This is a genomic window from Anoxybacillus ayderensis, from assembly GCF_013761015.1.
In the GTDB taxonomy this organism is placed as follows: Bacteria; Bacillota; Bacilli; order Bacillales; family Anoxybacillaceae; genus Anoxybacillus; species Anoxybacillus ayderensis.
The window spans coordinates 131539-158307 of record NZ_JACDUV010000007.1; the positions used below are offsets into that span (position 1 = coordinate 131539).

Here is a 26769-nt window from a genome sequence, read left to right on the forward strand (position 1 = left end):
TTGCCAATATATGCGGACGAAAAAAAATGTTGCGGACAAACGCCGCAACATTGTTAAATGGAAATGGCCCACTCGCCGTTTCGCATAATCGGCTCACGAACCCCGTCTTTTGTTACTCCATCAACATTTAATTCATGAGAACCGATCATAAAATCTTCATGCACTAAGCTATCGTTCGCCCCACGCTCAAGCAGTTCTTCTGTACGCATATTCGTTCCGCCTTCGATGTTTGTCGGATACGCTTTTCCGAGCGCTAAATGTGAGGCTGCGTTTTCGTCAAATAACGTATTATAAAACACAAGGTTCGATTGTGAAATTGGAGATTGATGCGGCACGAGCGCAATTTCTCCTAGTCGGCGTGCACCTTCGTCAGTATCAAGCAAATGTTTGAGCGTGTCATAGCCGACTTCTGCAGTAAAGTCAACGACTTTTCCATCTTTAAATGTAAGCGTAAAGCCGTCAATAATATTGCCGCCATAGTTCAACGGTTTTGTGTTTCGCACGACCCCGTTCGTTCCATCTTTATGTGGCATCGTAAACACTTCTTCTGTTGGCATATTCGGATTAAATACGGTGCCGTCTGTACTTTTCGCTGCTCCTCCAGCCCAAATATGTCCATCTGGCAGTTCAACTGTTAAGTTTGTTCCTGGTCCATCATAAATGAGCTGTTTATATTGCTTATTGTTTAAATAATCAACGATGCGAGCTAATTTTTCATTATGCGCTTTCCATGCCGCAATTGGATCCTCTTGGTCGACGCGAGTCACATGGAAGATGACGTCCCACAATTTTGCGATCGCTTCTTCTTCGCTCAGATGAGGAAATACTTTTTTCGCCCACGCAGGTGTCGGCACAGCAATTAATGACCAACAGTTATGATCGGCCATTAAGCGACTGCGGTAATGTTGTAGCGCAAGGCTTGCCGCTTTTGTTGCCGCAGCTACACGTGCCGGATCAATATCTTTCAATAAATCTGGATTTGGTGCATAAATACTTAAAAACGCCCCACCTTTTTCAGCCACTTCTTCACGTCCTTTGGCAAGCCAAGACGGATATTCATGAAGCGCTTCCTCGGGTGCATGTTTAAATTTTATGTACGTGATTTCTTCATCGCTCCACTCGACATGCACATGTTTCGCACCAGCTTCGTACGCTTTTTTCGCAATTTCACGTACAAGCGGGGCGGACGGAAGCGGAGCGTTAATAAACAACGTTTGTCCCGGTTGAATGTTGACACCAACACGTACAGCTAATTCCGCATATTTTTGTAACATAATAAAACCTCCTTGTTGTAAAGCATACTATCATTTTAACAAAAGGAATGATGTTGTGAAAACATTTTCGCCTGTATTATGATTAAGAAAGGAACATAACGAGAAAGGGAATGACTTATGGGATGTGGTGACCAACAATTATTTTATATTGAAGGGCTATTTGTTTGTGCTTATGAACGAACAGTTGATGTGCAAGTGAAAGGCGAGACGCTTACGTTTACGACGAACGAGCCGATCATCGGCTTTTGTGCAGGGGACGATGTCGGCGTCGCTTTTTGTGAAAACGGTGAGGAGAAAAAGCTTATTTCTATTGAACGACAAGACGGTCCACCACTTTCGTATGTAAATGGGGAGTGGTTTGCTGAAATTATATTTGTCGAATCAATAGATGCGACAACGTTTTTATTTGATTTATATCGTTCACCTTATCGCGATTATGAACAGATGATCACGAACGAGCCGTTTTCATGTGAACGCGAAACGATCATGACGGTTGTTTTCGTTCGTAAAAATGGAAAAAATATATTGAAAAAGGTTGTTGGATAATGCGTGTCGTCATTGCACCAGATTCATTTAAAGGAAGCTTATCAGCAAAAAACGTATGCTCGATTATGAAAGAAGCGTTTCAATATGAATATCCAGAAGCGACTGTCATTGCTGTTCCGATGGCAGACGGAGGAGAAGGAACGATGGAAGCGATCGTTTCAGCAATGAACGGCTCCGTTCGATATGTAACGGCTCGCGGTCCGCTATTTGAAACACGGCAAGCGGCATACGGTGTCGTTGGAGATACGGTCATTATTGAAGTCGCGCAAGTGATCGGTTTACCACTCGTTCCGAATGAAAAGCGTCATCCGCTTCATACGACAACATATGGTGTAGGTGAAATCATTGCCGCAGCGCTTCATGCCGGGTATCGCCGGTTTGTAATCGGACTTGGCGGAAGTAGCACAAATGATGGTGGGTTCGGTATGTTATGTGCGCTTGGGGCGACGTTTACGAATGAAAAAGGGGAGCCTTTACCGCCCATGCCTTCTTCTTTGCCACATATTGCCCATGTCCATATGGCATCGCTTGATCGACGCATATATGAAAGCGAATTTCTTATCGCTTGCGATGTCGATAATCCACTTTATGGTGAGCGAGGAGCATCGTACGTATTTGGACCACAAAAGGGGGCAGATCGTGAAACGGTCCGCACATTAGATAAATGGCTATATACGTATGCGCAAAAAATCGAGCAGCAAATTGGGCGTTCATATGCTCTTGAACGCGGAGCAGGAGCGGCAGGCGGTTTAGGGTTTGCTTTTTTATTGCTTGGTGGAACGTTGATTTCTGGAGCAAAACTTGTCGGTGAAACGGTGCAATTGCCAGAAAAAGTGAAGCATGCCCACATCGTCATTACTGGCGAAGGACAAAGCGACGAACAAACGTTATATGGAAAAGTGCCGTTTTATGTTGGGCAATTAGCAAAACAATATGACGTTCCCGCTTTTTTATTGTCTGGTAGCCTCGGTGACGGATTTGAAAAACTGTATGAATATTTTGTTAGCTGCGATGCGATTGCAACAAAACCGATGACGGTAGAACAAAGTATGCAATCCGCCGCTACACTTTTATATACGAAAGCACGCAACGTTGCACGAACGCTCAAGCGGTTTTCTTAGCCGAAAACCGCTTGAGTTTTGTTTAATTTATTTTCATTAAACATTGTTCTAAATAAACAACATGTCACCCTCTTTTTCTTATTCTGTCTGTTCCACTAATTCAGCTTTCTCTTATTCTGTCTGTTCCACTAATTCAGTCGATAAGGAAGATAAGTGTCGCATCACTCGATGAATTTCTTCGATTGAGCGTAAAATATAGTCAATTTGTTGTTGGCTCTCATGGAATAAATGAATATGATGATCGAGCTCCATTTTTGACGCCACCATTGTCCCTTTCGTTCCCTCCATTTGGTTGGCGGCTTCCTTCGCAATCATGCTCATATCGTTCATTTTTTGCACAAGTATTTCAACTTGGCGATAGTTCTTCTCCACTCCTTCAATAATGTGTGCACTCATTTGTTTTGTGTACTCAGCCAGTTTACGTACTTCATCCGCCACGACAGCAAACCCTTTTCCTGCTTCTCCTGCTCGCGCTGCCTCGATTGCAGCATTTAGAGCAAGCAAGTTTGTTTGGTCAGCAATCGTTTGGATTTGGGAAGACGTGCTACGAATGACATCTGATGAGTTAGATAACTGTTGCAAAATAGTAAGCACGTCGCTAACTTTGTTGACCACTTCATCAAATGTTACTCGTGTTTGCTCGACTTGTTTTTCTGTTGTATTCATAAGACTAGACAAGTTTTTACTGCTTCTTTCTGTCATCTCTGTTTGTGCGCGTACGTTTTTCGCTTTTTCTTCTGTTTCACTTAGCGCAGCTTCTGTTTGTTCAATGGAAGCGGCAAGTTGCTGTCCGATGTCACGCAGTTGTAATTGAATAGAAGTTTGTTTATTATTCAGTTGCTCCAACTCTTTCATTCGATCGTCCATATAGGCGCTCATAATGAGTTGCGAGTCAAAATTAATGAGATGAAAGAGAGCAGTGACTGCATGAGTCCATTTATCGATTCGTCCTTCTTGTTCCGCATATGGTAATAGGCGTGGAAGAAGAGCAGTTACGATCGCTTCATATGTTGCGATCATCCATTCGATCGGCAAGCCACGTTGATGATGATTACTACCGAGCTGTTTGCGAAAAGAGACATACTCTTCATTAATTGTTGCTGAAAAAAGGGAATCAACATATTGAACAAACACTTGTTTTAAACGTTCGCGCGTCGTTTTTGCATGTGCCACTGACTGCAATAATGAAAACGAATATAAATGATTGAGCACGTCTTCCACTGCTTCATTAACATGTTCCATGACGAGCGGTTTCATTTCACGCAATAGTTGTAAATGTCCTTCCGTCACTCCCATGTAAGACAGTCGTGCTTTCACTTCATTTGTTGTATGTACAATCGCCTCTCTACTGTCTAAGTGAAATGGCGGAAGCTGTTTCTTATGTTTAGTAAAAAGCATGGAACATCACTCCTTGTTATTTTTGTAATACAATTATATTCCTTTCATTATCAATTGACGAACAATAATGCTCTGTAGATATATTAAACATTGTTCTAAATAAACAACAAAAAGAAAGAAATAACACATTTTTAACGACACGGCTAGTTGTCCTATTCGTTTCTTTTTCTTGCGCATATGATGTGAAAAAAAGGAGGGGTGGCGGGTGCAAGTCATCGTTTTTATGTATGTCATCGTTTATTACATCGCATTGTTCAGTACATCTGGACAAACAGAAATGGTTGTTCGTTCGTTCTTTTCATTAGGTGGCATATTTCTTTCAGCCATTTTGTTATGGCGCGCGTCGATTCGTATAAAAACGAATGAGCGAATATTTTGGAAATGGATGACCATCGGTGCAATTTGTTACTTGATCGCTGAAACGATTTATCGCATATACGAGTGGTCGTTTCAAACCGAGCCTCCGTTTCCGAATTGGTCGGACGTATTTTATATTGCTCATTCATTGATGTATATTGCTTCATTACTATATATCATCATGCAACAACGAAAACAAATAGCGATGTGGCAAGCGTTATTCGATGCGCTCATCGTGACATGTGTGACGATGGCATATAGCTGGATATATATCGTTCAGCCGATTATTCATTTAAAAGAAAATATCTTATATGTCGCTGTTTTAGTTGCTTATCCTTTCCTTGATCTCGTGATGTTATTTTTACTGTTGTTTCTTTTTTTTGTAACAAATGTTCGTCGGATTTGGCTATGGAATATCGTAGGTGTTGGATTGTTTGTATTTACAGATACGATATATTTCATTCAAATGATACAATGGAATGATGTATACAGTTCATGGTTAGATCCGCTATGGATCATGAGTTTACTCACCATTAGTCTTTCAAGTTATGATGCAAAAGATGGGGATTTATCGTTTCAAAAAGGAGAACAGTCGTTTGCTATAAAAGTTCTTTTTCCGTATATCAGTTTTCTTACTTTGATGTGGATGCCTTTTATTTATCTCGGTGACCGAATGGTGATGTCATGTTTTGCTTTTGCGGTTATATTCATTTTCATTCGTCAATTTATGACGTTAAAAGAAAACCGTCAGCTCGTGCAACAATTACAAACATTAAACAACGACTTAGAACAAAAAGTCATGAAACGCACGCAAGAGTTGACACGGATGAATGAACAGTTAGCGTACGCGGCTAATCATGACTTTTTAACAGGACTTTTTAACCGTCGTGCATTTGTTACGGAGCTTGAGCGAGCGTTGATTCGTGCAAAACAAGAGCAACATGGTCTTGCCGTTATTTTTATCGACATTGATCGCTTTAAGCAAATTAATGACTATTTCGGGCATCAAATCGGTGATGCTCTCATCGTACAAGTTGGGCAATGGCTAAAAGAAAAAGTTCGCTCGACGGATATTGTCGCACGACAAGGAGGCGATGAATTTACAATTATTTTTACACCGTTAAAACATATTAGTGAACTTCACTGCTTTGTCAATAACATCGTCTCGATTAATAAGCAGCCGATTGCTGTTCAACATTTAGATATGCGCGTATCGCTTAGTGTAGGGGTAGCAGTGTATCCGTACGATGGAGAAACAGGCGACACGTTAATGAAACATGCCGATATCGCCATGTATCGCGCCAAAGAACAAGGAAAAAATCAATATCAGTTTTTCAATGGTGAAATGGATCGTATCGTTTTACAAAAAACGATTATTGAAACGGCGCTTCACGAAGCGATTGAGAAAAAACAGTTCACCTTATTTTATCAGCCGCAATTTGATGTGCAAACGAAGGAATTAATCGGCATGGAAGCGCTCATTCGCTGGATTCATCCAGAACACGGCATCATTTCACCAGCCATTTTTATTCCCATTGCAGAAGAAACAGGACAAATTATCTCGATTGGTGAGTGGGTAATAGAAGAAGCTTGTCGAAAAATGAAAAAATGGAGCGAACAAACCGGTCGATCGCTCCGCATGAGTGTTAACATTTCCCCGAAACAATTTTTAAAAGAAAACTTTGTCGAACATATCCGTTCGGTTTTACAACAAACACAATTGCCACCTCATCAACTCGATTTAGAAATTACAGAAGGGGTCGCTGTATTTAACGAGCAATATACGATTGATAAACTGAAACAACTAAAGCAACTTGGCGTGCACATATCGATTGACGATTTCGGAACCGGCTACTCATCGCTCAGTTACTTACGTAAATTTCCGATCGATCGATTAAAAATTGCAAAACCGTTTATTGATGGCATTACAGAGGAGAAAGAAGACGTCGCCGTCGTCAAAGCGATTATTGTGCTGGCGAAAAACTTAAAATTGCGCGTCATTGCTGAAGGGGTAGAAACGTTGCAACAGTTAGATCTTCTTCGGTCTCTTCAATGCGATGAAATTCAAGGATATGTGCTCGGTAAACCACTTCCAGCAGACGTATTTGAAAAAACATACATTAAAAACCAACTTCCAAACGAATGAAGTTGGTTTTTTACAAAGAAAATCATTGACAATGATAATCAATTCGTGTAGATTACAATGTGTATTGATATTAATTCTCAATATCGATTAGTTAACTTGACGTTCGAGGGGGAAAACATATATGCCGCGGTTGTATACAGAGCAGCTTTCTGTCGGATATGGAGAATGCGTCATTGTTGATCGGTTAACTGTACATATTCCAGATGAAAAAATTACGACGATTATCGGACCAAACGGTTGCGGAAAATCGACGTTGTTAAAAGCGATGACACGCATTATTCGTCATCAAGAAGGCGCAGTCATTTTAGATGGAAAACAAATTTTGCAAGAGCATACGAAACTGCTCGCGCAAAAAATGGCCATTTTACCGCAAACGCCAGAAAGTCCGGGCGGTTTAACGGTTGGTGAACTTGTTTCGTACGGACGGTTTCCGTATCAAAAAGGATTCGGTCGGCTAACGAAACGAGATTATGAAGTCGTTGATTGGGCGCTTGAAGTGACCGGAACGATCGAATTTAAACACCGTCCAGTTGACTCGCTATCAGGCGGTCAAAGACAGCGGGTGTGGATTGCGATGGCGCTTGCGCAAGAAACAGACATTATTTTTTTAGATGAACCGACAACATATTTAGATATGGCGCATCAATTAGAAGTGCTCGAACTGTTACAACGTTTAAACCACGAACAACAGCGCACGATCGTCATGGTGTTGCATGATTTAAACCAAGCGGCGCGTTTTGCTGATTATATGATTGCGATGAAAGATGGAAAAATTGTTCAGGCGGGAACGTGCGAGCAAGTGATGACGCCTGACGTATTACGAAAAGTGTTTCATATTGAAGCGGAAATCGGTCGCGACCCTCGAACAAACAAGCCGATGTGTATCACATATCATTTAATTAAAGGAGATGCAGAATATGTTGAAAAAGAGAATGATGTTCATTCTACTTTTGTTCGTGCTCATGTTGAGTGCGTGCGGTAATCAAGTAGCAGAAAAAGAACAAGAGAAAGCGACAAAAGAAGCAAACGAACCAAAAACGATGACGTATCAATCTGAAACAGGTCCAATCGAAGTGCCTACAAATCCGAAGCGCGTCGTTGTTTTATCTTCGTTTTTAGCGGGTAGTGTGATGGCGTTAGACGTCCCGATTGTTGGGGTAGATTCTTGGGCGAAAATGAACCCGCGTTATGAGCCATATTTAAAAGACGCAAAAGAAGTGACAGATGAAAGCTTAGAACAAATTATTGAGCTTGAACCAGATTTAATTATTGCCGCATCAACAAATAAAAACTTAGATAAGCTAAAAGAAATTGCACCAACAGTGACGTATACGTATGGAAAAGTAGATTACTTAACGCAACATTTAGAAATTGGTAAATTGTTAAATAAAGAAGAAGAAGCGAAAAAGTGGATCGAAGACTTTAAAGAGCGTGCGCAACAAGCTGGTGAAGACATTCGTGCAAAAATCGGTGAACAGGCAACTGTTTCTGTCATTGAAAACTTCGACAAGCAATTGTACGTATTCGGCAACAACTGGGGCCGTGGGACAGAAATTTTATATCAGGAAATGAAATTAAAAATGCCAAAAGCAGTGGAAGAACATGCATTGAAAGACGGATATTACGCCATTTCACTTGAAGTGCTTCCACAATTTGCTGGGGACTATGTCATTTTCAGCAAAAACGCAGACGGTGATCTTTCATTTACAGAAACAGAAACGTACAAAAACATTCCAGCTGTGAAAAACAACCGCGTTTTTGAAGCGAATGCAAAAGAATTTTATTTTAACGATCCAATTACATTAGAATATCAGCTTGAGTTTTTCAAAAAACATTTTTTAGGTGAGTAATATAATTAAAGAGGAGTTCGTCGCGAATTCCTCTTTCTTTATGTGAATAGAAAAGTGAGGATGCGTATGTTGAAAAAATTTTTGTTCGCATGTGTTGTATTGTTTGTGACATTCGTTTGCTCAATTGTTATCGGAGCGGCGGATACGACAATCAAAGACGTTTGGCTAGCGATCACAGCGCCAGAGACAAACGAAATAGCGACGATGATTCACGAAGTTCGCCTGCCGCGTGAAACGGCGGCCGCTGTTGTTGGAGCCGCTCTCGCTGTAGCGGGGGCCGTGATGCAAGGGATGACCCGCAACCCTCTCGCTGATCCTGGACTCATTGGGCTAACCGCAGGAGCAAACGCTGCTTTAGCGATGATGTTTGCCTTTTTCCCTTCCGCAAACTATATCGAAACGGTGTTCGCTTGTTTTGGCGGGGCTGCGCTTGGAGGGTTGCTCGTTTTTAGCATTGGCGCGAAACAATTTTCACCGTTTCGCATCGTCTTAGCAGGCGCGGCTATTTCTACTTTTTTATACGCCGTCGCCGAAGGGATTGGACTTATATATAAAGTGTCAAAAGACGTATCGATGTGGACGGCTGGCGGGATGATGGGTACAACGTGGTATGAGTTACAAATCGTTACGCCATTTATTTGTTTGGCGATGCTTATTGCTTTTTGGCAAAGTCGCCAATTAACAATTTTAAGTATGAGTGAAGAAGTAGCGGTCGGGCTCGGTCAACAACTGACGCGCGTAAAAACAATTCTTTTTTTCATCGTCATCATTTTAGCCGGTGCATCTGTAGCTCTTGTCGGAAATTTAGCGTTTGTTGGCTTAATGATTCCACACCTTGTTCGTCTGTTCGTCGGAACGGATTATCGTTTTATTTTGCCGATGAGCGCGATCGGTGGGGCGACATTTATGTTGTTTGCCGATACGATTGCCCGAACGATTCACGCACCGTATGAAACGCCTGTTGTAGCAGTTGTGGCGGTCATGGGGCTTCCGTTTTTTCTTTTCATCGTTCGTAAAGGAGGAAAAGGGTTGTGATCGTACCTCTACGAAAAAAACAACGCATCATTTTGCTCGTATTATTTACGCTCATTTGCATGACAGCAATCATCAGCATGGGGACAGGCTATTCTTCTTTATCTTTTGACCGATTGATCCCGGTGCTTTTAGGTGAAGGGACGTTTAAAGAACAATTCGTTCTTTTCTCCATTCGTTTGCCGCGCATCGCGATTACGTTGCTTGCAGGAATGGCTTTAGCTTTGTCTGGTGCCATTTTACAAGTCGTCATGCGCAATGACTTAGCCGATCCAGGTGTCATCGGTATAAACGCCGGAGCAGGTGTGGGAGTCGCCTTGTTCTTTTTATTTATTCCGATTCAAGCGGCATCATTTGCCTACATTATTCCGCTCGTCGCTTTTTTTAGTGCGCTACTGACAGCCGTCCTCATTTATATGTTGTCATACAATAAACAAACAGGGCTTCAACCGATTCGCCTCGTGTTAATTGGAATCGGTTTTGCCACCGCGTTTTCAGGTTTGATGATCGTTCTCATTTCAGGAGCTGATCGGATGAAGGTCGATTTTATTGCCAAATGGTTAGCTGGCGGCATTTGGGGGCTCGATTGGGCGTTTGTTCTCGCATTGTTGCCGTGGCTTATCATTCTCGTTCCGTTTGTTTTATATAAAGCTCATCGCCTCAATGCATTGCAGTTAAGCGACTCGGTAGCGATTGGCATCGGTGTGTCTCTCGGTCGTGAACGGCTTGTTTTATTGCTTACAGCAGTGGCGCTTGCGGCATCGGCCGTTTCTGTGACAGGAGGCATTGCGTTCGTCGGTTTAATGGCGCCACACATTGCTCGTGCGCTTGTTGGGCCGCGCAACGAATTAAGTTTACCTGTTGCGATGCTGATGGGAGGGGCGTTGTTGCTGTTTGCTGATACCGTTGGACGCAACTTGATCGAACCAGATGGTCTCCCGGCGGGTGTGCTCGTATCGCTTATCGGTGCGCCTTATTTCGTTTATTTATTATGGAAAAAGAAATAAACGTATGATACGATAAGTGTAAACTTTTTTATTTATAAGGTTTACAAAAAAGGGGAGAGGTGCATTGTGGGAGGAGTTGCAAGTACATATTGAACAACTTGAGAAAAAAGCGCAAAAACGAACGTTAGTCAACGTAGAAAGCGACGGATGCTTTATACGTGTAGACGGACAACATTTATTTAATTTTTCATCAAACAACTATTTAGGACTAGCGCATGACGAACGATTAATTCAAGCAAGCATGGAAGCAACGAGGAAATACGGCGTTGGGGCAACCGCGTCACGCCTTGTTGTCGGCAACCATCCGCTATACGAACAAGCAGAAGATGCGCTTATTCGTTGGAAAGGCTATGAAGCTGCACTCATCGTCAATAGTGGATACACAGCAAACGTCGGCATTCTTTCTTCCTTAGCAGGACGGGATGCGGTCATTTTTAGCGACAAATGGAATCATGCAAGCATTGTGGATGGCGCGATATTAAGCCGGGCAGAAGTGAAACGATATCGCCACGCTGACCTCGATCATTTAGAGATGCTATTAAAAAAGACAGACAAACATAAGCGAAAACTGATCGTTACCGATACGATTTTCAGCATGGACGGTGACGTCGCTCCATTGCGCGAACTCGTTTCGTTAAAGGAAGCATACGGAGCGATACTCGTCGTCGATGAAGCGCACGCAAGCGGTGTATATGGGAAAAACGGGGAAGGAATGGCTCATGAATGTCAAGTGGCACAACATGTAGACGTACATATGGGAACATTCAGCAAAGCGCTCGGTGCATATGGGGCCTATGTCGCTGGAAAGCGCGTGTTCATCGATTATTTGATTAACACGATGAGACCGTTTATTTTTACAACAGCGCTACCTCCAAGTGTACTCGGCACCATTTATGCCGCGATTGACGTTGTACAAAAAGAGCCAACGCGGCGTTACCATTTACGTGCGTTAAGCGACCATTTCCGCACGCGTCTTCAACAGGCGGGGTTTCATATAGGAGAAAGCACGACGCACATTGTGCCACTGATCGTTGGCGACAATGAACGGGCTCTTGCGTGTAGCGCCCGATTGCGCGAGCGTGGCATTGTCGCCGTTGCGATTCGTCCACCAACGGTCCCAGAAGGAACGGCGCGCATTCGTTTTTCGCTCATGGCAACGATGACAAAAGAACAAATTGATTGGGCGATTGAGCACATTTGTGCAGTCGGAAAAGAAATGGGGTTGATCGCATGAACGTGCTATTATTGCCGGGTTGGGGAATGAAAGGAGAAGTGTTTGCCCCACTTATTCATGCGCTCCAGCCAAGTCACGTCACCATCGTCGCATGGGAGCATATGCGTGATGTACATCATTTTTTAACGAAAGCAGAAGAAGCCTTAACCGTTCCATCTCTTGTGATCGGTTGGTCGCTCGGATCGCTCGTCGCTTTACAACTCGCTACGCATGAACATGTTCAAGCGCTCGTATGTATCGGGGGAACGAGCCGATTTACCACAACGGAACATTACAATGCCGGTTGGCATGCGCGCGTTGTGGAACGAATGAAAGGACAATTGCTACGCCAACCGGAAAAAACGATACAATCATTTATTGATATGTTATGGGGCGAGGAAGAGGCGGAGCCATTCCCATATATGCATCATCACATTCCGGACTTGTTGCTTGGACTAGACTACTTACTCACAACAGATGTGCGCGACAAGCTATCATGCATTCGTGTGCCGCTATTACTTATTCATGGAGAACGCGATCGCATTTGCCCGCCGCAAGCCGCTCAATATATATACGAACGAACAAACAATTGTACGTTTATGCTTATGCCAAACGTCGGGCACGCGCCGCACGTCACGCAACCAAACGCATGCGCCCATTACATTCAAACATGGTTAGGCGGTGGAAAAAATGATTGATAAACAATTAATGCAAAAGCGATTTAGCGAACGAGCAAATACGTACGATCAGTTCGCAAACGTCCAAAAAAAGATGGCGCATGAGTTAATGGCACGCATTTCTCGCCCGCCAAAAACGATTTTAGAAATCGGCTGTGGCACAGGGTATTTAACAAAATTGCTGTATGACGCTTATCCGCATGCACAGCTCACCGCCGTCGATATCGCCCCGGGCATGATTGAAGTCGCAAAAGAACGACTAGGGGGTGCACCGGTGACTTGGCTTTGCGCAGATGTAGAAGAAGTAACATGGCATGAAACGTACGATTTAATTATTTCGAATGCAACGTTTCAATGGTTCACAAATCCAAAACAAACGATCGCCAAACTTACCGAACGAAGAAACGAAGGGGGACAACTTCTTTTTTCAACATTTGGCGACCGAACGTTTTACGAGCTGCATACTTCGTTTGCTTATGCGCTAGCGAAACAACATATTCATGAGCCGCTTCGCATCGGACCATCGTTTCCGACATTTCATGAGTGGCTGCATATGCATTCCCATGCGCGTGGCCACGAGCAGTTTGAAGTCGAATATTTTCCATCTGTGCGCGACTTTTTTTTATCGCTTCGCCACATCGGCGCAACGAATAGTACATCTGGACGCTATTGTCAACGACCGTCTGTATTTAAAACAATGATGCATGAATATGAACAACGTTTTTCGGAACAAGGGCGTGTTCGCGCGACATACCATTGTATTTCGATCGCCATTAGTTAGGGAGCGTCATGTTTTTTCCGTAAAAAATTTCATCCATTTCTATGCGTAATTTTTGTGTAATGTCATCTACTTCTTCTTTCGAGAGCTGATCTTTAGACAGTTCAAACAAATAGCTATCTAAATCAAACTCGCGCAATTTACATTTCGTATGGAAAATATGTTCTTGATACACGTTCACATCAATCATATCGTACTGTTTGCGAATGTCGTCAGGAATGTAGTTTTGAATCGATGTAATATCATGATCAATAAATAGCTTTTTCCCGGAAATATCGCGCGTAAATCCGCGCACGCGATAGTCGATAATCATAATATCGGTCTCAAATGAGCGAATTAAATAATCGAGTGCTTTCAATGGTGAAATTTCCCCGCACGTGGCGACATCAATATCAGCTCGAAACGTGCTAATTCCATCGTTCGGATGATATTCGGGATATGTATGCACCGTAATATGGCTTTTATCAAGGGCACAAACGACCGCTTGTGGTACAGGCGGTTCTTCTTTTGGCACTTCAATCGGGCTTTCCGATATAAGCATCGTCACACTTGCCCCTTGAGGAACGTAATCTTGTTTGGCGACATTTAAAATATGCGCTCCAATCATATCCGCTACATTTTGCAAAATGCCCGTCAACCGATCCGCATTATACACTTCGTCAATGTATGCAATGTAAGCTTCCCGCTCACTTGCGCTCTTCGTATAACAAATATCGTACATATTAAAGCTAAGCGACTTTGTTAAATTGTTAAATCCGTGTAGTTTCATGATGCATCTTCCTTTCTTTTTTCTTATGTTTCCCCGTTTATGCAAAAAAATTGTAACTTTGCTCACAAACTTATATAATGAATGGGAAATATTGGAAGGAGGGATGAATGATGCATGCATCGCTTTCATCATTAGTTATCGTCATCGTTGCCGCGTTCCTCACGCCACTTTTATTGCATCGTTTTCGTCTGCGCATGATTCCTGTCGTGGTGGCGGAAATTATTGTAGGGATCATCATCGGGAAGACGGGGTTCAATATTGTTGAACAAGATATGTGGCTCGAGACGTTATCGACGTTAGGGTTTTTGTTTTTAATGTTTTTAAGCGGGTTAGAAATTGATTTTTCTGCCTTTGCGAACAAAAAGGAGAGGAAGGGAGAAAAAGAGCCGAATGCGTTTTTCGTCGCTTCTATTATATTTGTCGGCATTTTTCTCGTTTCGCTCGGTCTTTCTTACACATTTGTTTGGTTCGGTTACATCGATAACGCCTTTTTAATGACGCTGATCATTTCGACCATCTCGCTCGGCGTTGTCGTTCCAACGCTGAAAGATGCGCACTTAATGAAGACAACCATCGGACAAACGATTTTATTAATTGCGGTCATTGCAGATTTAGTCACGATGGTGTTGTTAGCTGTTTTCGTATCGACGTATGATCCGAGCCATGGGAACACATGGTTATTGCTCGGTTTATTTCTCGTTGGTGTGTTGTTTTATTTTGCAGGGAAATATTTTAAAAAACGTTCGTTTATCGAAACGATGGCAAAAGGGACAATTCAAATTGGCACGCGCGCTGTATTTGCGTTGATTATCGTTCTCGTCGCGTTATCAGAAACGCTCGGGGCTGAAAACATTTTAGGGGCGTTTCTTGCCGGGGTGCTCGTTTCTTTATTGGCCCCAAATCAAGATTTCGTTCATAAGCTTGACTCGTTCGGCTACGGCTTTTTTATCCCGATTTTTTTCGTGATGGTTGGTGTCAATTTAGATTTGCGCCTGTTGTTTACACAATTCCTTCGCCAATTCCCATTTCTCGGCGACTGCATCATCGTCCGCATTTTCCGCGGGCACGAATCGATCGTTCCACATGAAGACACCGAAATGCGCATCGGCGACCGCATGATCGTCACCGGATCCGAGGAATATGTAAAAGAATTGCGGGAGTTGTTAGAGGGGGAGTATCATTGATCTCTCTAAATGTCAATAATGAAATAAACGGACACGGTTTCCATTCAGGAAGCCGTTTTCTTTTTAACCGCATATTTTTTTTGATATATGGAAATGATATATTGCTGAAAAAATATAAGGCAGGGTTGAATGAAATGAGTGATCAGACGATTTCTCCAAAGCAAGTAATCATTGTTTTTATGTTAAGTGTTGGGCTTGTAAATCATGTAATGGTCATACCTGTTTTGCTAGAGGTCGCTGGTCGGGATGCATGGGTGTCTATTTTAGTAACCGCAATTTTGTATACGATATGGCTATTTTTCCTTTATCGAATCATTAAGAAAATGAATGGACAAACTTTTTTTGAATGGGTTAGTCAGCGAATGGGAAGATTTATTGCTTGGGCTTTTTGCATCATGATCGCTTTATTTCTTTTTTTAATGATGTCTGTCACGATAAAAGATACGTTAACATGGACAATTACATCGTATTTTCCACAGACACCTATTTTTATTTTAAGTCTACTATTTATATTTATCGCTTATATCTGTGTATCTTCGAATATTCAATCATTGGCTATTGCTGCAGGTGTTATTTTATTTTTCGTTGTGATCCTCGGTTTTTTTGTAATGACAACTAATTTTTTATACAAAGACTACACACGGTTATTTCCTATTTTCGAAAAGGGTATGCTTCCAATGTTAAGAGGCGTGGCATATAGTGCAGGGGGACTCGTTGAACTTGCTTTACTAATATTTTTGCAACAAAGAATAAAGCCAACTATTCAGTTTAAAAATATATGGATATTAGGGATGATTTTAGTCGGATTGACATTAGGTCCGCTTATGGGTAGTATTACCATTTTTAATGTGTCAGAGGCGGTAAACCAAAGATATCCGGCATATGAACAATGGCGGATGTTACAAATCGGAAAGTATATTTCGCACGTTGATTTCTTCTCTATCTATCAATGGTTATCAGGATCACTTATTAGAGTGTGTTTTATTTTGTTTGTGATAGTAGATCTTTTTCCTTTGCAGATGCCTTATCAAAAATGGTTACTTCGTATTACCTGTGTTTTTTTAGTGATGGTTTCACTTATTCCTATTGGAGATGCTCAATTTTATGAATTTGTTCGTCATATATATTTTCCCATGTCGTTATGCTTTTTTATTACCCTTTCTGTTTTTATAGGATTGCTTACCATAACTAAAAAAGGATGATAAAAAATGAAAAACGAAGTATTAAAAGAAGCTAATACAGGAAAACTGATAAACTTTTTCTCAAAATATGATGATGTGAAAGTGTATACTGTGCGCGAAGCGATTGTGATCTATTGTGAATCAGTAGTTGATAAAGAATATTTGAATAAGAATATTGTACCATTCATTTTAGCGGTTATAGAAGGGGAAGAGTGGAAGCAGGTGATTGAGCTTATTCAAGGGGAGATGCTACCTTTGACAATTACATTGCATGAATTATCAGAACATGTTTTGGATGGATATGTAATTTTTTATTTACCAAGACAAATGCATGTCATAGCAATTAATGTAGCAAATAAGCCAAAGCGCGCAGTCGATGAATCGAAATCAGAAATTGCTATACGTGGTCCACGCGAAGGATTTGTTGAGGATTTAGAGACAAATATAGCCCTTTTGCGCAAACGTTTAAAGTCGACTCATTTGTGTTATAAAAAATTCACTGTCGGCACGAAGTCAAAAACGCCAGTTGCCTTGTTATATATGGAAGATATTGTTAACAAACAAATTTTGAAGGAAGTAATAAAAAGAATTGAAAAAATTGATTTTGATGGCGTTTATTCAACTACTCAGTTCGAGTGTTTAGTGGAAGATGATCCTGCTTCAATCGTTCCGATGATTGCTGATTCTACACGACCAGATTTCGTTGCACAGGCGTTACTGAAAGGGAGATTTGTTATTTTAGTTGAAGGTAATCCTACAGCTATTGTTGGTCCGACAAATTTAACTTTTTTACTTAAGTCTCCAGAAGACCTTCATTTTCCTTATTACATTGTTTCGTTTAGTCGTCTCTTTCGTTTGATTGGGTTAATTATCGCCGTGTTTTTGCCGGGTTTTTGGACAGCGCTTATTTCTTACCATCAAGATCAGATTCCTTTTCCACTTCTGGCGACCGTTACAATGGCAAGATTAGGTCTTCCATTTCCTGCTCCGATGGAGATTATTGTTGTATTTACATTGTTAGAACTATTTCGAGAGGCAGGAGCACGGCTACCGTCCTCGATCGGTCAAACGTTAACGGTAGTAGGAGGATTAATTATCGGTGATGCAGCAATACGTGCTGGTTTCATTTCACCATCTGTCGTTGTTATTGTTGCACTTTCTACGTTGGCTAGTTATACGATTAGTAATCAAGTTTTAGCAGGGTCAGTTACTCTTTTAAGAATGGGATGTTTGATTTTATCTGCTTCTTTAGGTTTGTTTGGATTTTTTTCGTCTTTTTTTATTATTGTTATTTATTTGGCACGGTTGCGCTCATTTGGTGTTCCATATTTGTTGTTATTGAGTTCATATGGGCTGACTTGGAGAGAAGCGATACAAACGCTTTTGCATCCGATGACTCATTTTTCGAATTATCGCCCATTATTTTTGAAGAAAGCGCAGCATCAAAGGGGAGAGCATGAATGAGAACTAGTTTATTTTTCTTTATTATTTTTAGCTTATCTCTTCTTTTAAATGGATGTTGGAATATAAAAGAAATTCAAGATATTAATTACGTGACAGCAATCGGTATTGATTTCAATGAAGAGAAAAAAGAATTCGTTGTTTTTGCACAAGTTCTTGATTTTTCAAATGTGGCCAAGTTAGAAGGTGGGTTTCCAGAAAAATCTCCTCCCATTTGGATTGGAAAAAGAAATGGGAAAACGATCCAAGAGGCTATTGATGCGTTAACAAAAGAGGCGCAGCAACGTCTTTTTTGGGGACATATTTCTGCCATTGTTTTATCTGAACGTGTACTGAAAACGAACTTAAAGCAAGCAATTGACTTTGTGAATCGCTATCGAGAAGTTCGCTATAATATTTGGTTATTTAGCACGAGGGAAAAAATTGATCGCATTTTCCAAGCTAAATCTTTTTTTAAATTATCTGCCCTATCAAATATTTTACATGAACCTAACGAATTGTACAGGCAGTATTCTGTCATTCGACCTGTACGTTTTTTTGAATATTTAGCAGATGCATCAACAACTAAAAAAACAGTGTACATTCCTTCGTTAAGTCTTTCTACAAAAACTTGGCAGTCAGACAATCAACGGAAACCTTTATTAAAAATATCAGGTGCTCATTTTTTAATTGATCATCATCTACAAGGATGGTTATCGGAATCGAAGTTATTAGGTATGCGTTGGCTCGATCAAAAGATGGAAAAATCATCAGTCATTGTTATTGAAAATGATGAACCACTTGCTTCCGTCACAGTTGAAAACTTGCGTATTTCAATGAGAACAAAAGGGAAACAAATATTTCTACATATAAGTGGCAAAGGGATTATGAATGAAAAAATAAAAGAAATTTCTTTAAAAAAAATAAAACATAAAACAGAGAGCATTATCGAAGGGGAAATATGGAATACGTATCGTGAAGGCTTAAATATTTATGCAGATGTACTTAATGTAAATGAATGGTTAGATAAGAACAAAATAGTAGGGGGAAAAACAATCATTTTTCCTTATGAAATGGCAGATGTTTCTGTTCATATTAACATCATTAGCACAGGCAAATTGAAAAATTCATGACTACGATACATTTCGTAAAACAATAATGGATAGCATTCATCAAGAAAATGACATGTCCTTCCCAACAAATAAGTGCTTTCTCATGAAAGAGATATTTAGTAAAATATGTAATAGACAAAGGAAAGAGATAGGAGAGGATACGATGCCTGTTTACAACAAACTTGTTCGCGACAACATTCCACAAGTCATCGAAGCAGCTGGGAAGACGTTTACAACGCGGACATTAAGCGATGAAGAATACCGCCATGAACTGAGAAAAAAAGCGTTTGAAGAGCTGGAGGAATATGTGAGTGCCAAAGACGATGTGACAGCAATAGAAGAGTTGGCGGATTTGTTAGAAATTGTACATGCGCTTGCCGAATGCCATGGGGCAACGATCGAGCAAGTCGAGGTAATTCGTGCATCGAAAGCGGAGAAACGAGGCGGATTTAAGGAAAAAATTTTCTTAATTGAGGTACATGATGAGTAAAGTCGAGTTTGTCAAAAGTCATTTGATCGGAAAACTAAAAGAACATATCGAAACCTCATCCACGATTTATATATTAACGTCGTTTGTGATGAAGTCGGGCGTGGAAGTCATCAAAGAACCGTTAAAGCAAGCAGCGGAACGGGGAGCGGATATTAAGATTTGCGCTGGCGATTATTTGTATGTCACACAGCCGGAGGCATTGCGAGCATTGCTAGCAATCCATCCGAATATTGAAATTCGCTTATGGAAAAGCAACGGCGTTTCTTTTCATCCGAAAGCATATTTGTTTGAAGATAAAAACGACGGCTATTTTATTATCGGTTCGTCCAATTTATCGCGTTCTGCGCTAACGAGCGGTGTAGAATGGAATATTGGTATACATAAATGTGTGGAAGAACGTGTGTTTGTGGAAGTAATGAATGAGTTTTTAACTCTTTTTTATGCTGAACAAACGGTACAAGTCAACGCCGAGACGTTAAAGCAATATGAAGAACAATATGCCAATTATCACCAACGTCATGCGAATCTCGTGCGACAATGGACGAAGTTAGAAGAAGTAGAATTTATGCTTCCTATTGAAACGGAACAAGAAACAGAAATCATTCATGATGAAAAAGTACCATATGGTGTGATTCAGCCACGCTTTGCGCAAGTCGAAGCACTCGCCCAATTGGAAGCAACATATGCTGAAGGATACGATCGCGCGATGGTTGTCATGGCGACGGGATTAGGAAAAACGTATTTAGCTGCTTTTTTCGCACAAAAGTTTCAAAGAGTGCTATTTATCGCCCATCGCGAAGAAATTTTGCATCAGGCAAAACGGTCATTTGCGCAAGTTCTTTCACATAAGACGTTTGGTATTTATGATGGAAAAGCGAAAGAAGGACAAGCAGATGTAGTTTTTGCATCTATTTTTACATTAAGCATGAAAAAACATCTCGAAATATTTGCGCAAGATGCGTTCGATTTAATTGTTGTCGATGAATTTCATCATGCCGCGGCGAAGTCTTATGAGCGTGTGCTTGCCTATTTCCAGCCAAAGTTTTTACTTGGCATTACAGCCACACCTGATCGCAATGATTATAAAGACGTATATGCCATTTGCGACGGAAATGTGGCGTATCGCATTGATTTTATCGAAGCCGTACAGCGAGGGTGGCTTGCGCCATTTCGTTATTATGGCGTATATGATGATACAGATTATACGAAAATCGCATGGCGCGGCAATCGCTATGATGAAGAACAACTATTGCAAGTACAACTTCGTGAAGAAATGGCAGAACGTATTTTGCAAGCTTGGGAGAAGTACAAACAGACGAAAACGCTCGTGTTTTGCTCCTCCATTCGCCAAGCCGATTTTCTAGCAAATTATTTTAACGAACACGGCTACCGTACCGTTAGCTTGCATTCCAAGCAAGTACATATCACGCGCTCGAAAGCAATTGCGATGCTCGAAAAAGGCGAATTAGATGGGATTTTCACCGTCGATTTATTTAACGAAGGAGTGGATATCCCAGCGGTCGATACGCTATTATTCGTTCGCCCGACGGAGTCATTGACAATCTTCACCCAACAAGTCGGTCGAGGCTTGCGCCTTCATCCAGCAAAACAGTATTGCGTCATTATTGACTTGATCGGGAATTATCGCAATGCCGATGTCAAACTCGCACTATTTGATACAAAAAAAGAAGAAAAAAGAAAACAAAAATCTACTATTCCTGTTGTCCCAGACGGGTGTGTTATTGACTTTGATGTTCGTGTCGTTCACTTACTAGAGGAAATGCGTCGAAAACGTCAACCGCGCAAAGAAAAATTGCTCATTGACTACTATGACGTAAAACAACAACTTGGCCGTCGTCCGACGTATCTTGAACTTCACTTGTACGGCCGCAGCATCGCGAAAGAATATCGCGATGAGTTTAAATCGTACGTCGGCTTTCTTTATTGGGCAAACGAATTGTCCGAACGCGAAAAAGAAGTGTTTTTACGCTATGAACAGTGGCTCGTTGAAGTCGAGCGAACAACGATGACAAAAAGCTACAAAATGGTCGTTTTGCAGGCGATGCTGAATCGCGGGCCATCACGCTGGTACTTGCCAATGACGCCGAACGAAGTCGCGCCATTTTTTCATCAATACTTTATGGAGAAAGAATATCGAAAACGTATCGACTTCTCCGACGGCGAAACGAAACGCTTATGGCAATACGACGAACAAAAAGTGGCGAAACTTATCGCCAAAATGCCGATGACAAAATGGAGCGGCAGCTCAAACGGACTCATCTCGTTTGAAAACAACGTCTTCTCGCTAACCTTTTCCATCGCACCAGAAGACGAACACATATTATACGAGTGGACGCAAGAAATTTGCGAGTATCGGTTGCATGTGTATTTTGAGAGGAGAGGTGGAGAGAAGCAAGAAATCTCGAAATAAAAAAGCAAAGGGGATGGATGTCCATGGTTTCAATTCTTGGGAACTTACGCTGTCCAATTTGTAGAGAAACGTTCAAACGACAAGACAAAGTTGTTCTTGATATTATTAATACAGTTATACATCATGAATGTTACTACACATGTACAGAAAGAAAACTGTTTCCGATCAAAGACGAAGGGTCACTTCGGAAGATAATCGCGACGTATGAGTTTTTCTCAGGGTAATAATGTTGTCTGTACGGTTTAATGGATTTTACAGTTAAGAATTCTACTAATCGTGTGATGTAAGTGTTTATTGTCATAATACTTACTTGACAACAGCCATGTTTTTTACAAAAGGGAAATTTGTTGAAAAGCCAATTTAAATATTTTCGATAATATTTGACATGTTGCTTTGAATTATTGTAGTAAGATAAATCTAATAGCGGTATTTAGTTTTTCGTAATGGACATCGATATTGATCCAGAATCAAATCTTGTACGCAAATATTATCCAGACTTTTTAATCAAGAAAAAAGATGGGACATGGTTGATTGTCGAAGTCAAAGGTAATAACAAAATTGTCGACCCATTAGTTGAAGCAAAAAAACTAGCTGCAACAGAAATGGCAGGAGCCAGCCAAATGGGATATCATATCATAAAAGGAACTGATGTGGAAAGACATCATTATCCTTTCATAACTAAAGATAGCGATGCAACTTATAAGTATTAAAATTACTAGAATTCTATGTAATAACTTAGATAGCTTGTAGTGCTACTTATTGTGGTTAAATAACTCGTAGTAACAAACGCCAAAATCCATCTAGCGTTTGTTTTATTTTAGTAATAAAATGAATGTAAATGTTGTTAAATTTTACATCACTACTTAAATAATATTTAATAAGAAAGGTGTTATACATGATTAATGTTTCTCCTTCAAAAATAGCAAGTTATTTTTATCATGAGTGTGAAAGAAACTTTTATTTTCACTCTCTTTCAAAAGATTTGCGCCGCAATTTAGATGTTCCACAAGAACTTTTTGAGCAACAATCCATCAATTCAGTAGTACTAAAAGGTGGGATTGAGTGGGAGGAAACAGTTATCTCTAAATATTTAGATGGTCAAGTAAAATTGGGGAATCAATCAAATAGTGCCTCTTTATCACAATGTTATTTAGACATTGAAGAGGTTGTCGCTGAGTTAAAAGAACCAAGTAAACGATATATTTATCAACCATCGATTGTTGTGCCATCACGTTTTTATAAAAAATATGGTATTCAATCAAAGAAAATTCGTTTTACTGTTTGCCGTCCAGATTTGATAGAATGCAATTTCACTGAAGAAGGGTTGCAGTTCAGAATTATTGATATTAAATCCTCAGAAGTGCTGAAAATTTCTCATAAAATACAAACGGCATTATATGCGTTAATTTTAGCTTCTTTTTTGGAGGAACATGGAATTAGCGGGAAAGTCGATTTAAAGGAAACAGGGATTTGGATGTATGGCAGTGAAATTCCGCAATACACAAACATTGAAAACCTACTTCCACATCTAGAACATTTTTTAGCTGTTCAGCTACAAGAAATCGTCGAAAAAAGCTTCGATGATTTGTTTTGGCATCTAGACTATCGCTGTGAGTGGTGTAATTTTTATGATTACTGTGTAGAAAAAGCGAAAGCAGAGTCTCATGTATCATTAATTCCATATTTGTCAAGTTATGCTTCAAAGTTTATTCGTGAACAAAATTTGCCGCAAACAATAGAAGAGTTTTCTGAATTTATTAAAAATGGAGAGAATAAACAACTACTCTTGCAAAGTGCAGGGTTGAAAAAACGGGTGATGCGGTTAGAAACACAGCTCCAAGCTATTATGAATGAAGAAGTCATTCCATACAATAGTTTTGCAACTGATATGCCAAAGGGAGAAAACATACGGATTATTTTAACAGCGCAGCGAGACCAAGTTTCTGGAAAAATCTTCGCGGCTTCTATCTATCGCTATGGAGGAAAAGATATCTTTGAAAAAGGGATTGAAAGCTCCCATTTTATAGCTACAACGATGGAAGAGTGTGAGATTATTGGTAAACAGTTTGTTGATGCGTTATATGATATGTTACGAAAAATTCGCGATTACAATGCGAATAAAGAATGGAGCTTGCAGAAGTCAGTACAGGCTTATGTAACTGACAATTATGAGTGGGAAAATATTCTTCTTATTTTGAATGATTTATTGCTGAGTGAACAATATCAGGGAAAAGCGGTTCATTTACTTTTCTATTTTCATAGTGATTTGTTATCAAGTGCGAATGAACATCCAGAAGATATGATTCCATTTCCTATTGTCGTACTTACAACAGTTGTAAGCCGTTTGTTTGCCCTGCCTGCTCATGTTGCTTACCGATTAGAAGATTTATCTGCATATATTGCATCACATAGTGATTCACCATTTCTTTTTAAGGCAAAGGACTATTTTTCTTTTAAACTAACAAATGTAATGAAGGCAGATCTTTTGCACCAAATATGGGAAAACGGAGAAGTTGAAAAAATTGAATGGGTAAAATCAGAACTAAATCGTCGTCTTTGGCTGGCAAATAGTGTGATTAATGGTATTCGTGCATTGGCAAAAGATAAAAGCGGAAATTCGCTGCTTGTTGCTTGGCCAGAAAAATTTCACTTTCCAATTATGGATGAATATAAACATCCGCTTGTTTCGAAACTAGCATTTATGACGAGATATGAAACGCTTTTAAACTACTTAGAAATTCGACAACAAAGAGCTCTACCACTTGAAGAACGTCTAGAAAACGGAACGACTTTGTATCTAACATATCTTGGTTCTTATCGATTTAGGTTAAATAACGTTCAAGTTGCACAAGAAATAGATGAAAAAGCTAGCTGGATTTTGACAGAAAAAAGTTACGAAGGGGAATTAACACAAAACACTTTTTATGACTACAAATATCGTAATGTATGGTATGAGCCAAAAAATGCAAATTTATATTTTACAAAAATAGAAGAGATTAATCGCAATGGTCAAAATGTCGAGCTTAAATTAGATATCTCTAGGCTCCATCGCTTCGAGCTAGTTGAAGGAAATGATTATTTACTATCGCTCCGTTATACTGATAGAATAAGTTCACGTGTTCTACAAACATTAAAAAAGCTCGACGATGAATCTCATCGCATTTTAGGCTTATTAAATCAACCAATCAATTACTCCAAAAAATTTAAGAAAAAATGGGATGTTAATGAAGTAAAAGCGATGCTTCGTTCTAGCGGTCTAACGAGAAGTCAACGCAAAGCATTTGCTCGCTTTTTAAACCATACACTAACGCTTGTCTGGGGACCGCCTGGTACCGGGAAGACACATTTCATTGCTTCAGCCCTATTATTGTTAATGAGAATTTACGAAAAAATGGGACGAAAATTAAACATTCTTATCTCTGGATTCACTCATGCAGCAATTGAAAACTGCTTGCAAAAGGTAAGGGAGATGAATAAAGAAGGAAATATTAATCTCGCAAAACTTGGAACAATTCAAACAGAAAAAGCGAAGGGAATAGATGAGGTGCTAGATAATGACTTAGAGCAATGGTTAGCAAGTGACCAACACTCTATTCTTGGAGCTACTTTATACAGTATTCAAAGAGTGTATGATAAGCGAAAAATTGAGGAAGATTTCGATGTAGTTGTTTTAGATGAAGCCTCGCAGGTTCGTGTTGCTGATTCACTTCTAGCATTGAGTCATGTGAAAGATGTAGGAAGATTATTAATTGTTGGAGACCATTTTCAGCTACCACCGATTATAAAAGGAAAATACAAAGTGAGTGAAGGAGAACCATTTATTTTTGAATCGATTTTCCGTCTGTTGTTTGAAGAGGATAAAGAAAAGCAATTTACTTGTCAATTGACTGACAATTTCCGTATGAATGAGGTACTTTGTCGGTATCCAGCAAAAATAATTTACGGTCCTCAGTATACGGCATTTGATAAAAAAATTGCGACCCAGACATTGAAACTGGATAACGAATCTACGATAGACGAGTGGATTCAAACAATTATCGATCCTAATTATCCCCTGACTGTATGTGTTTATGATGGTATTCGAGGAACACAGGAAAATGAGAGAGAGGCACAATGGGTAGCGAAAATAACGAAAGTTTTAAGGGAACGATTACTTGATGATAATGGAGAATTATATGAAGACAATACTTGTGGAGACAAGAAGTTTTGGAATAAAGGTGTCTTTATTATTTCTCCTCACCACGCACAAATTCGTGCTATTCGAAGAAGCTTAGAAAATGAAGGTTTACGTCCAGAGTTTTTTGTAGGTACGGTAGATAAGATGCAGGGGCAAGAAGCAGATGTAGCCATTATTAGTTACGGTGTTTCCGATCCTGAATTGGCGATCATGGAAGGAGAATTTATTTATAGCTTAAATCGTCTGAATGTTCCTCTTACACGTGCAAAAAAGAAAACAATTATTTTTCTTTCAAGGCAACTTATGTCTCCGACTTTGCAAGTTATAAGCAATGACGAATATAACGAAGGGGTAAACTTTATGATTAATCTCGAAAAATATTCCATGGAAAATGGAGAAGAAGTAACATTTGAGATAGATGGTGGAACGTTAAATGTATATCGGGTTGGGGAGTAACATCCTCTCACTCGTTATACTATTAATGAAAGGTGCCTGTCATGGTTAATGGAGCACGGGTTTGGTATTATGTCAAGAAAATAGACACGTAAAATCGAGAAAAATTTTAAAACCCTACTACCGCACTTCG

At 40.1% G+C, this 26769-nt stretch carries 20 protein-coding genes and 1 pseudogene; 18 read left to right on the plus strand and 3 right to left on the minus strand.

What is annotated here, in order from left to right:
* Positions 1–53: 53 nt before the first annotated feature.
* Positions 54–1274 carry an aminopeptidase gene (locus tag HNR63_RS11345; RefSeq protein WP_181520762.1) on the minus strand — a complete coding sequence of 407 codons (1221 nt, stop codon included), beginning with the start codon at positions 1272–1274 and terminating at the stop codon, positions 54–56.
* A 117-nt stretch (positions 1275–1391) separates the two neighbouring features.
* Here HNR63_RS11345 and HNR63_RS11350 point away from each other — a divergent pair, with 117 nt between their 5' ends.
* Together HNR63_RS11350 and HNR63_RS11355 are read left to right on the plus strand one after the other, a co-directional pair.
* The gene (locus HNR63_RS11350; protein ID WP_181520763.1) at positions 1392–1820 is read left to right on the plus strand and encodes a hypothetical protein; all 429 of its coding nucleotides are present in this window, start codon (positions 1392–1394) and stop codon (positions 1818–1820) included.
* A complete protein-coding gene (locus HNR63_RS11355; protein WP_181520764.1) occupies positions 1820–2941 on the plus strand; it encodes a glycerate kinase in 1122 nt (373 codons plus the stop codon). The genes HNR63_RS11350 and HNR63_RS11355 overlap by 1 nt, the downstream gene beginning before the upstream one ends.
* Before the next feature lie 213 nt (positions 2942–3154).
* Here the strand turns inward: HNR63_RS11355 and HNR63_RS11360 are convergent.
* Positions 3155–4339 (minus strand): annotated as a pseudogene (locus HNR63_RS11360) (protoglobin domain-containing protein); the annotation flags it as partial.
* Between the two features lie 205 nt (positions 4340–4544).
* Here HNR63_RS11360 and HNR63_RS11365 point away from each other — a divergent pair.
* From HNR63_RS11365 to bioC, 8 genes are all read left to right on the plus strand, one after another.
* Positions 4545–6842: an EAL domain-containing protein gene (locus tag HNR63_RS11365; protein WP_181520765.1), complete on the plus strand. Its 2298-nt coding sequence runs from the start codon at positions 4545–4547 to the stop codon at positions 6840–6842.
* A gap of 121 nt (positions 6843–6963) precedes the next feature.
* Positions 6964–7824, plus strand: coding sequence for an ABC transporter ATP-binding protein (locus HNR63_RS11370; protein ID WP_181520766.1), 861 nt, complete (start codon positions 6964–6966; stop codon positions 7822–7824).
* A complete protein-coding gene (locus HNR63_RS11375; protein WP_425485174.1) occupies positions 7760–8692 on the plus strand; it encodes an iron-hydroxamate ABC transporter substrate-binding protein in 933 nt (310 codons plus the stop codon). Before HNR63_RS11370 ends, HNR63_RS11375 begins: the two co-directional genes overlap by 65 nt.
* A 60-nt stretch (positions 8693–8752) precedes the next feature.
* Positions 8753–9727 carry a FecCD family ABC transporter permease gene (locus tag HNR63_RS11380; RefSeq protein WP_181520767.1) on the plus strand — a complete coding sequence of 325 codons (975 nt, stop codon included), beginning with the start codon at positions 8753–8755 and terminating at the stop codon, positions 9725–9727.
* Positions 9724–10731, plus strand: coding sequence for an iron chelate uptake ABC transporter family permease subunit (locus tag HNR63_RS11385; RefSeq protein ID WP_181520768.1), 1008 nt, complete (start codon positions 9724–9726; stop codon positions 10729–10731). Before HNR63_RS11380 ends, HNR63_RS11385 begins: the two co-directional genes overlap by 4 nt.
* Before the next feature lie 64 nt (positions 10732–10795).
* The gene (bioF, locus tag HNR63_RS11390; protein WP_181520769.1) at positions 10796–11965 is read left to right on the plus strand and encodes an 8-amino-7-oxononanoate synthase; all 1170 of its coding nucleotides are present in this window, start codon (positions 10796–10798) and stop codon (positions 11963–11965) included.
* Positions 11962–12642 (plus strand): alpha/beta fold hydrolase, encoded by a 681-nt coding sequence (locus HNR63_RS11395; RefSeq protein ID WP_181520770.1) that lies wholly within the window; start codon positions 11962–11964, stop codon positions 12640–12642. Before bioF ends, HNR63_RS11395 begins: the two co-directional genes overlap by 4 nt.
* The gene (gene bioC / locus HNR63_RS11400) at positions 12635–13402 is read left to right on the plus strand and encodes a malonyl-ACP O-methyltransferase BioC (RefSeq protein WP_181520771.1); all 768 of its coding nucleotides are present in this window, start codon (positions 12635–12637) and stop codon (positions 13400–13402) included. The genes HNR63_RS11395 and bioC overlap by 8 nt, the downstream gene beginning before the upstream one ends.
* Here the strand turns inward: bioC and speD are convergent.
* Complete coding sequence (gene speD / locus HNR63_RS11405) at positions 13395–14168, minus strand: adenosylmethionine decarboxylase (protein WP_042535462.1); 774 nt, start codon at positions 14166–14168, stop codon at positions 13395–13397. The genes bioC and speD overlap by 8 nt on opposite strands.
* A gap of 110 nt (positions 14169–14278) precedes the next feature.
* Between speD and HNR63_RS11410 the strand changes: the two genes are divergently transcribed.
* The 8 genes from HNR63_RS11410 to HNR63_RS11445 all read left to right on the plus strand — a co-directional run bounded on the left by HNR63_RS11410 (position 14279) and on the right by HNR63_RS11445 (position 26639).
* Complete coding sequence (locus HNR63_RS11410; protein WP_181520799.1) at positions 14279–15352, plus strand: cation:proton antiporter domain-containing protein; 1074 nt, start codon at positions 14279–14281, stop codon at positions 15350–15352.
* Entirely contained in the window at positions 15349–16554 is a 1206-nt protein-coding gene (locus HNR63_RS11415) for a GerAB/ArcD/ProY family transporter (protein WP_181520772.1), read from the plus strand. The genes HNR63_RS11410 and HNR63_RS11415 overlap by 4 nt, the downstream gene beginning before the upstream one ends.
* Positions 16555–16560: 6 nt before the next feature.
* On the plus strand, positions 16561–17997 hold the full coding sequence (locus HNR63_RS11420; RefSeq protein ID WP_181520773.1) for a spore germination protein: 1437 nt from the start codon (positions 16561–16563) through the stop codon (positions 17995–17997).
* Positions 17994–19106 (plus strand): Ger(x)C family spore germination protein, encoded by a 1113-nt coding sequence (locus HNR63_RS11425; RefSeq protein WP_181520774.1) that lies wholly within the window; start codon positions 17994–17996, stop codon positions 19104–19106. Before HNR63_RS11420 ends, HNR63_RS11425 begins: the two co-directional genes overlap by 4 nt.
* 142 nt (positions 19107–19248) lie before the next feature.
* Entirely contained in the window at positions 19249–19575 is a 327-nt protein-coding gene (locus HNR63_RS11430) for a nucleoside triphosphate pyrophosphohydrolase (protein ID WP_181520775.1), read from the plus strand.
* Complete coding sequence (locus tag HNR63_RS11435; RefSeq protein ID WP_181520800.1) at positions 19568–22006, plus strand: DEAD/DEAH box helicase family protein; 2439 nt, start codon at positions 19568–19570, stop codon at positions 22004–22006. The genes HNR63_RS11430 and HNR63_RS11435 overlap by 8 nt, the downstream gene beginning before the upstream one ends.
* A gap of 443 nt (positions 22007–22449) precedes the next feature.
* A complete protein-coding gene (locus HNR63_RS11440) occupies positions 22450–22716 on the plus strand; it encodes a hypothetical protein (RefSeq protein WP_181520776.1) in 267 nt (88 codons plus the stop codon).
* Between the two features lie 185 nt (positions 22717–22901).
* Complete coding sequence (locus HNR63_RS11445) at positions 22902–26639, plus strand: bifunctional RecB family nuclease/DEAD/DEAH box helicase (protein WP_181520777.1); 3738 nt, start codon at positions 22902–22904, stop codon at positions 26637–26639.
* The last annotated feature ends 130 nt before the right edge of the window (positions 26640–26769 follow it).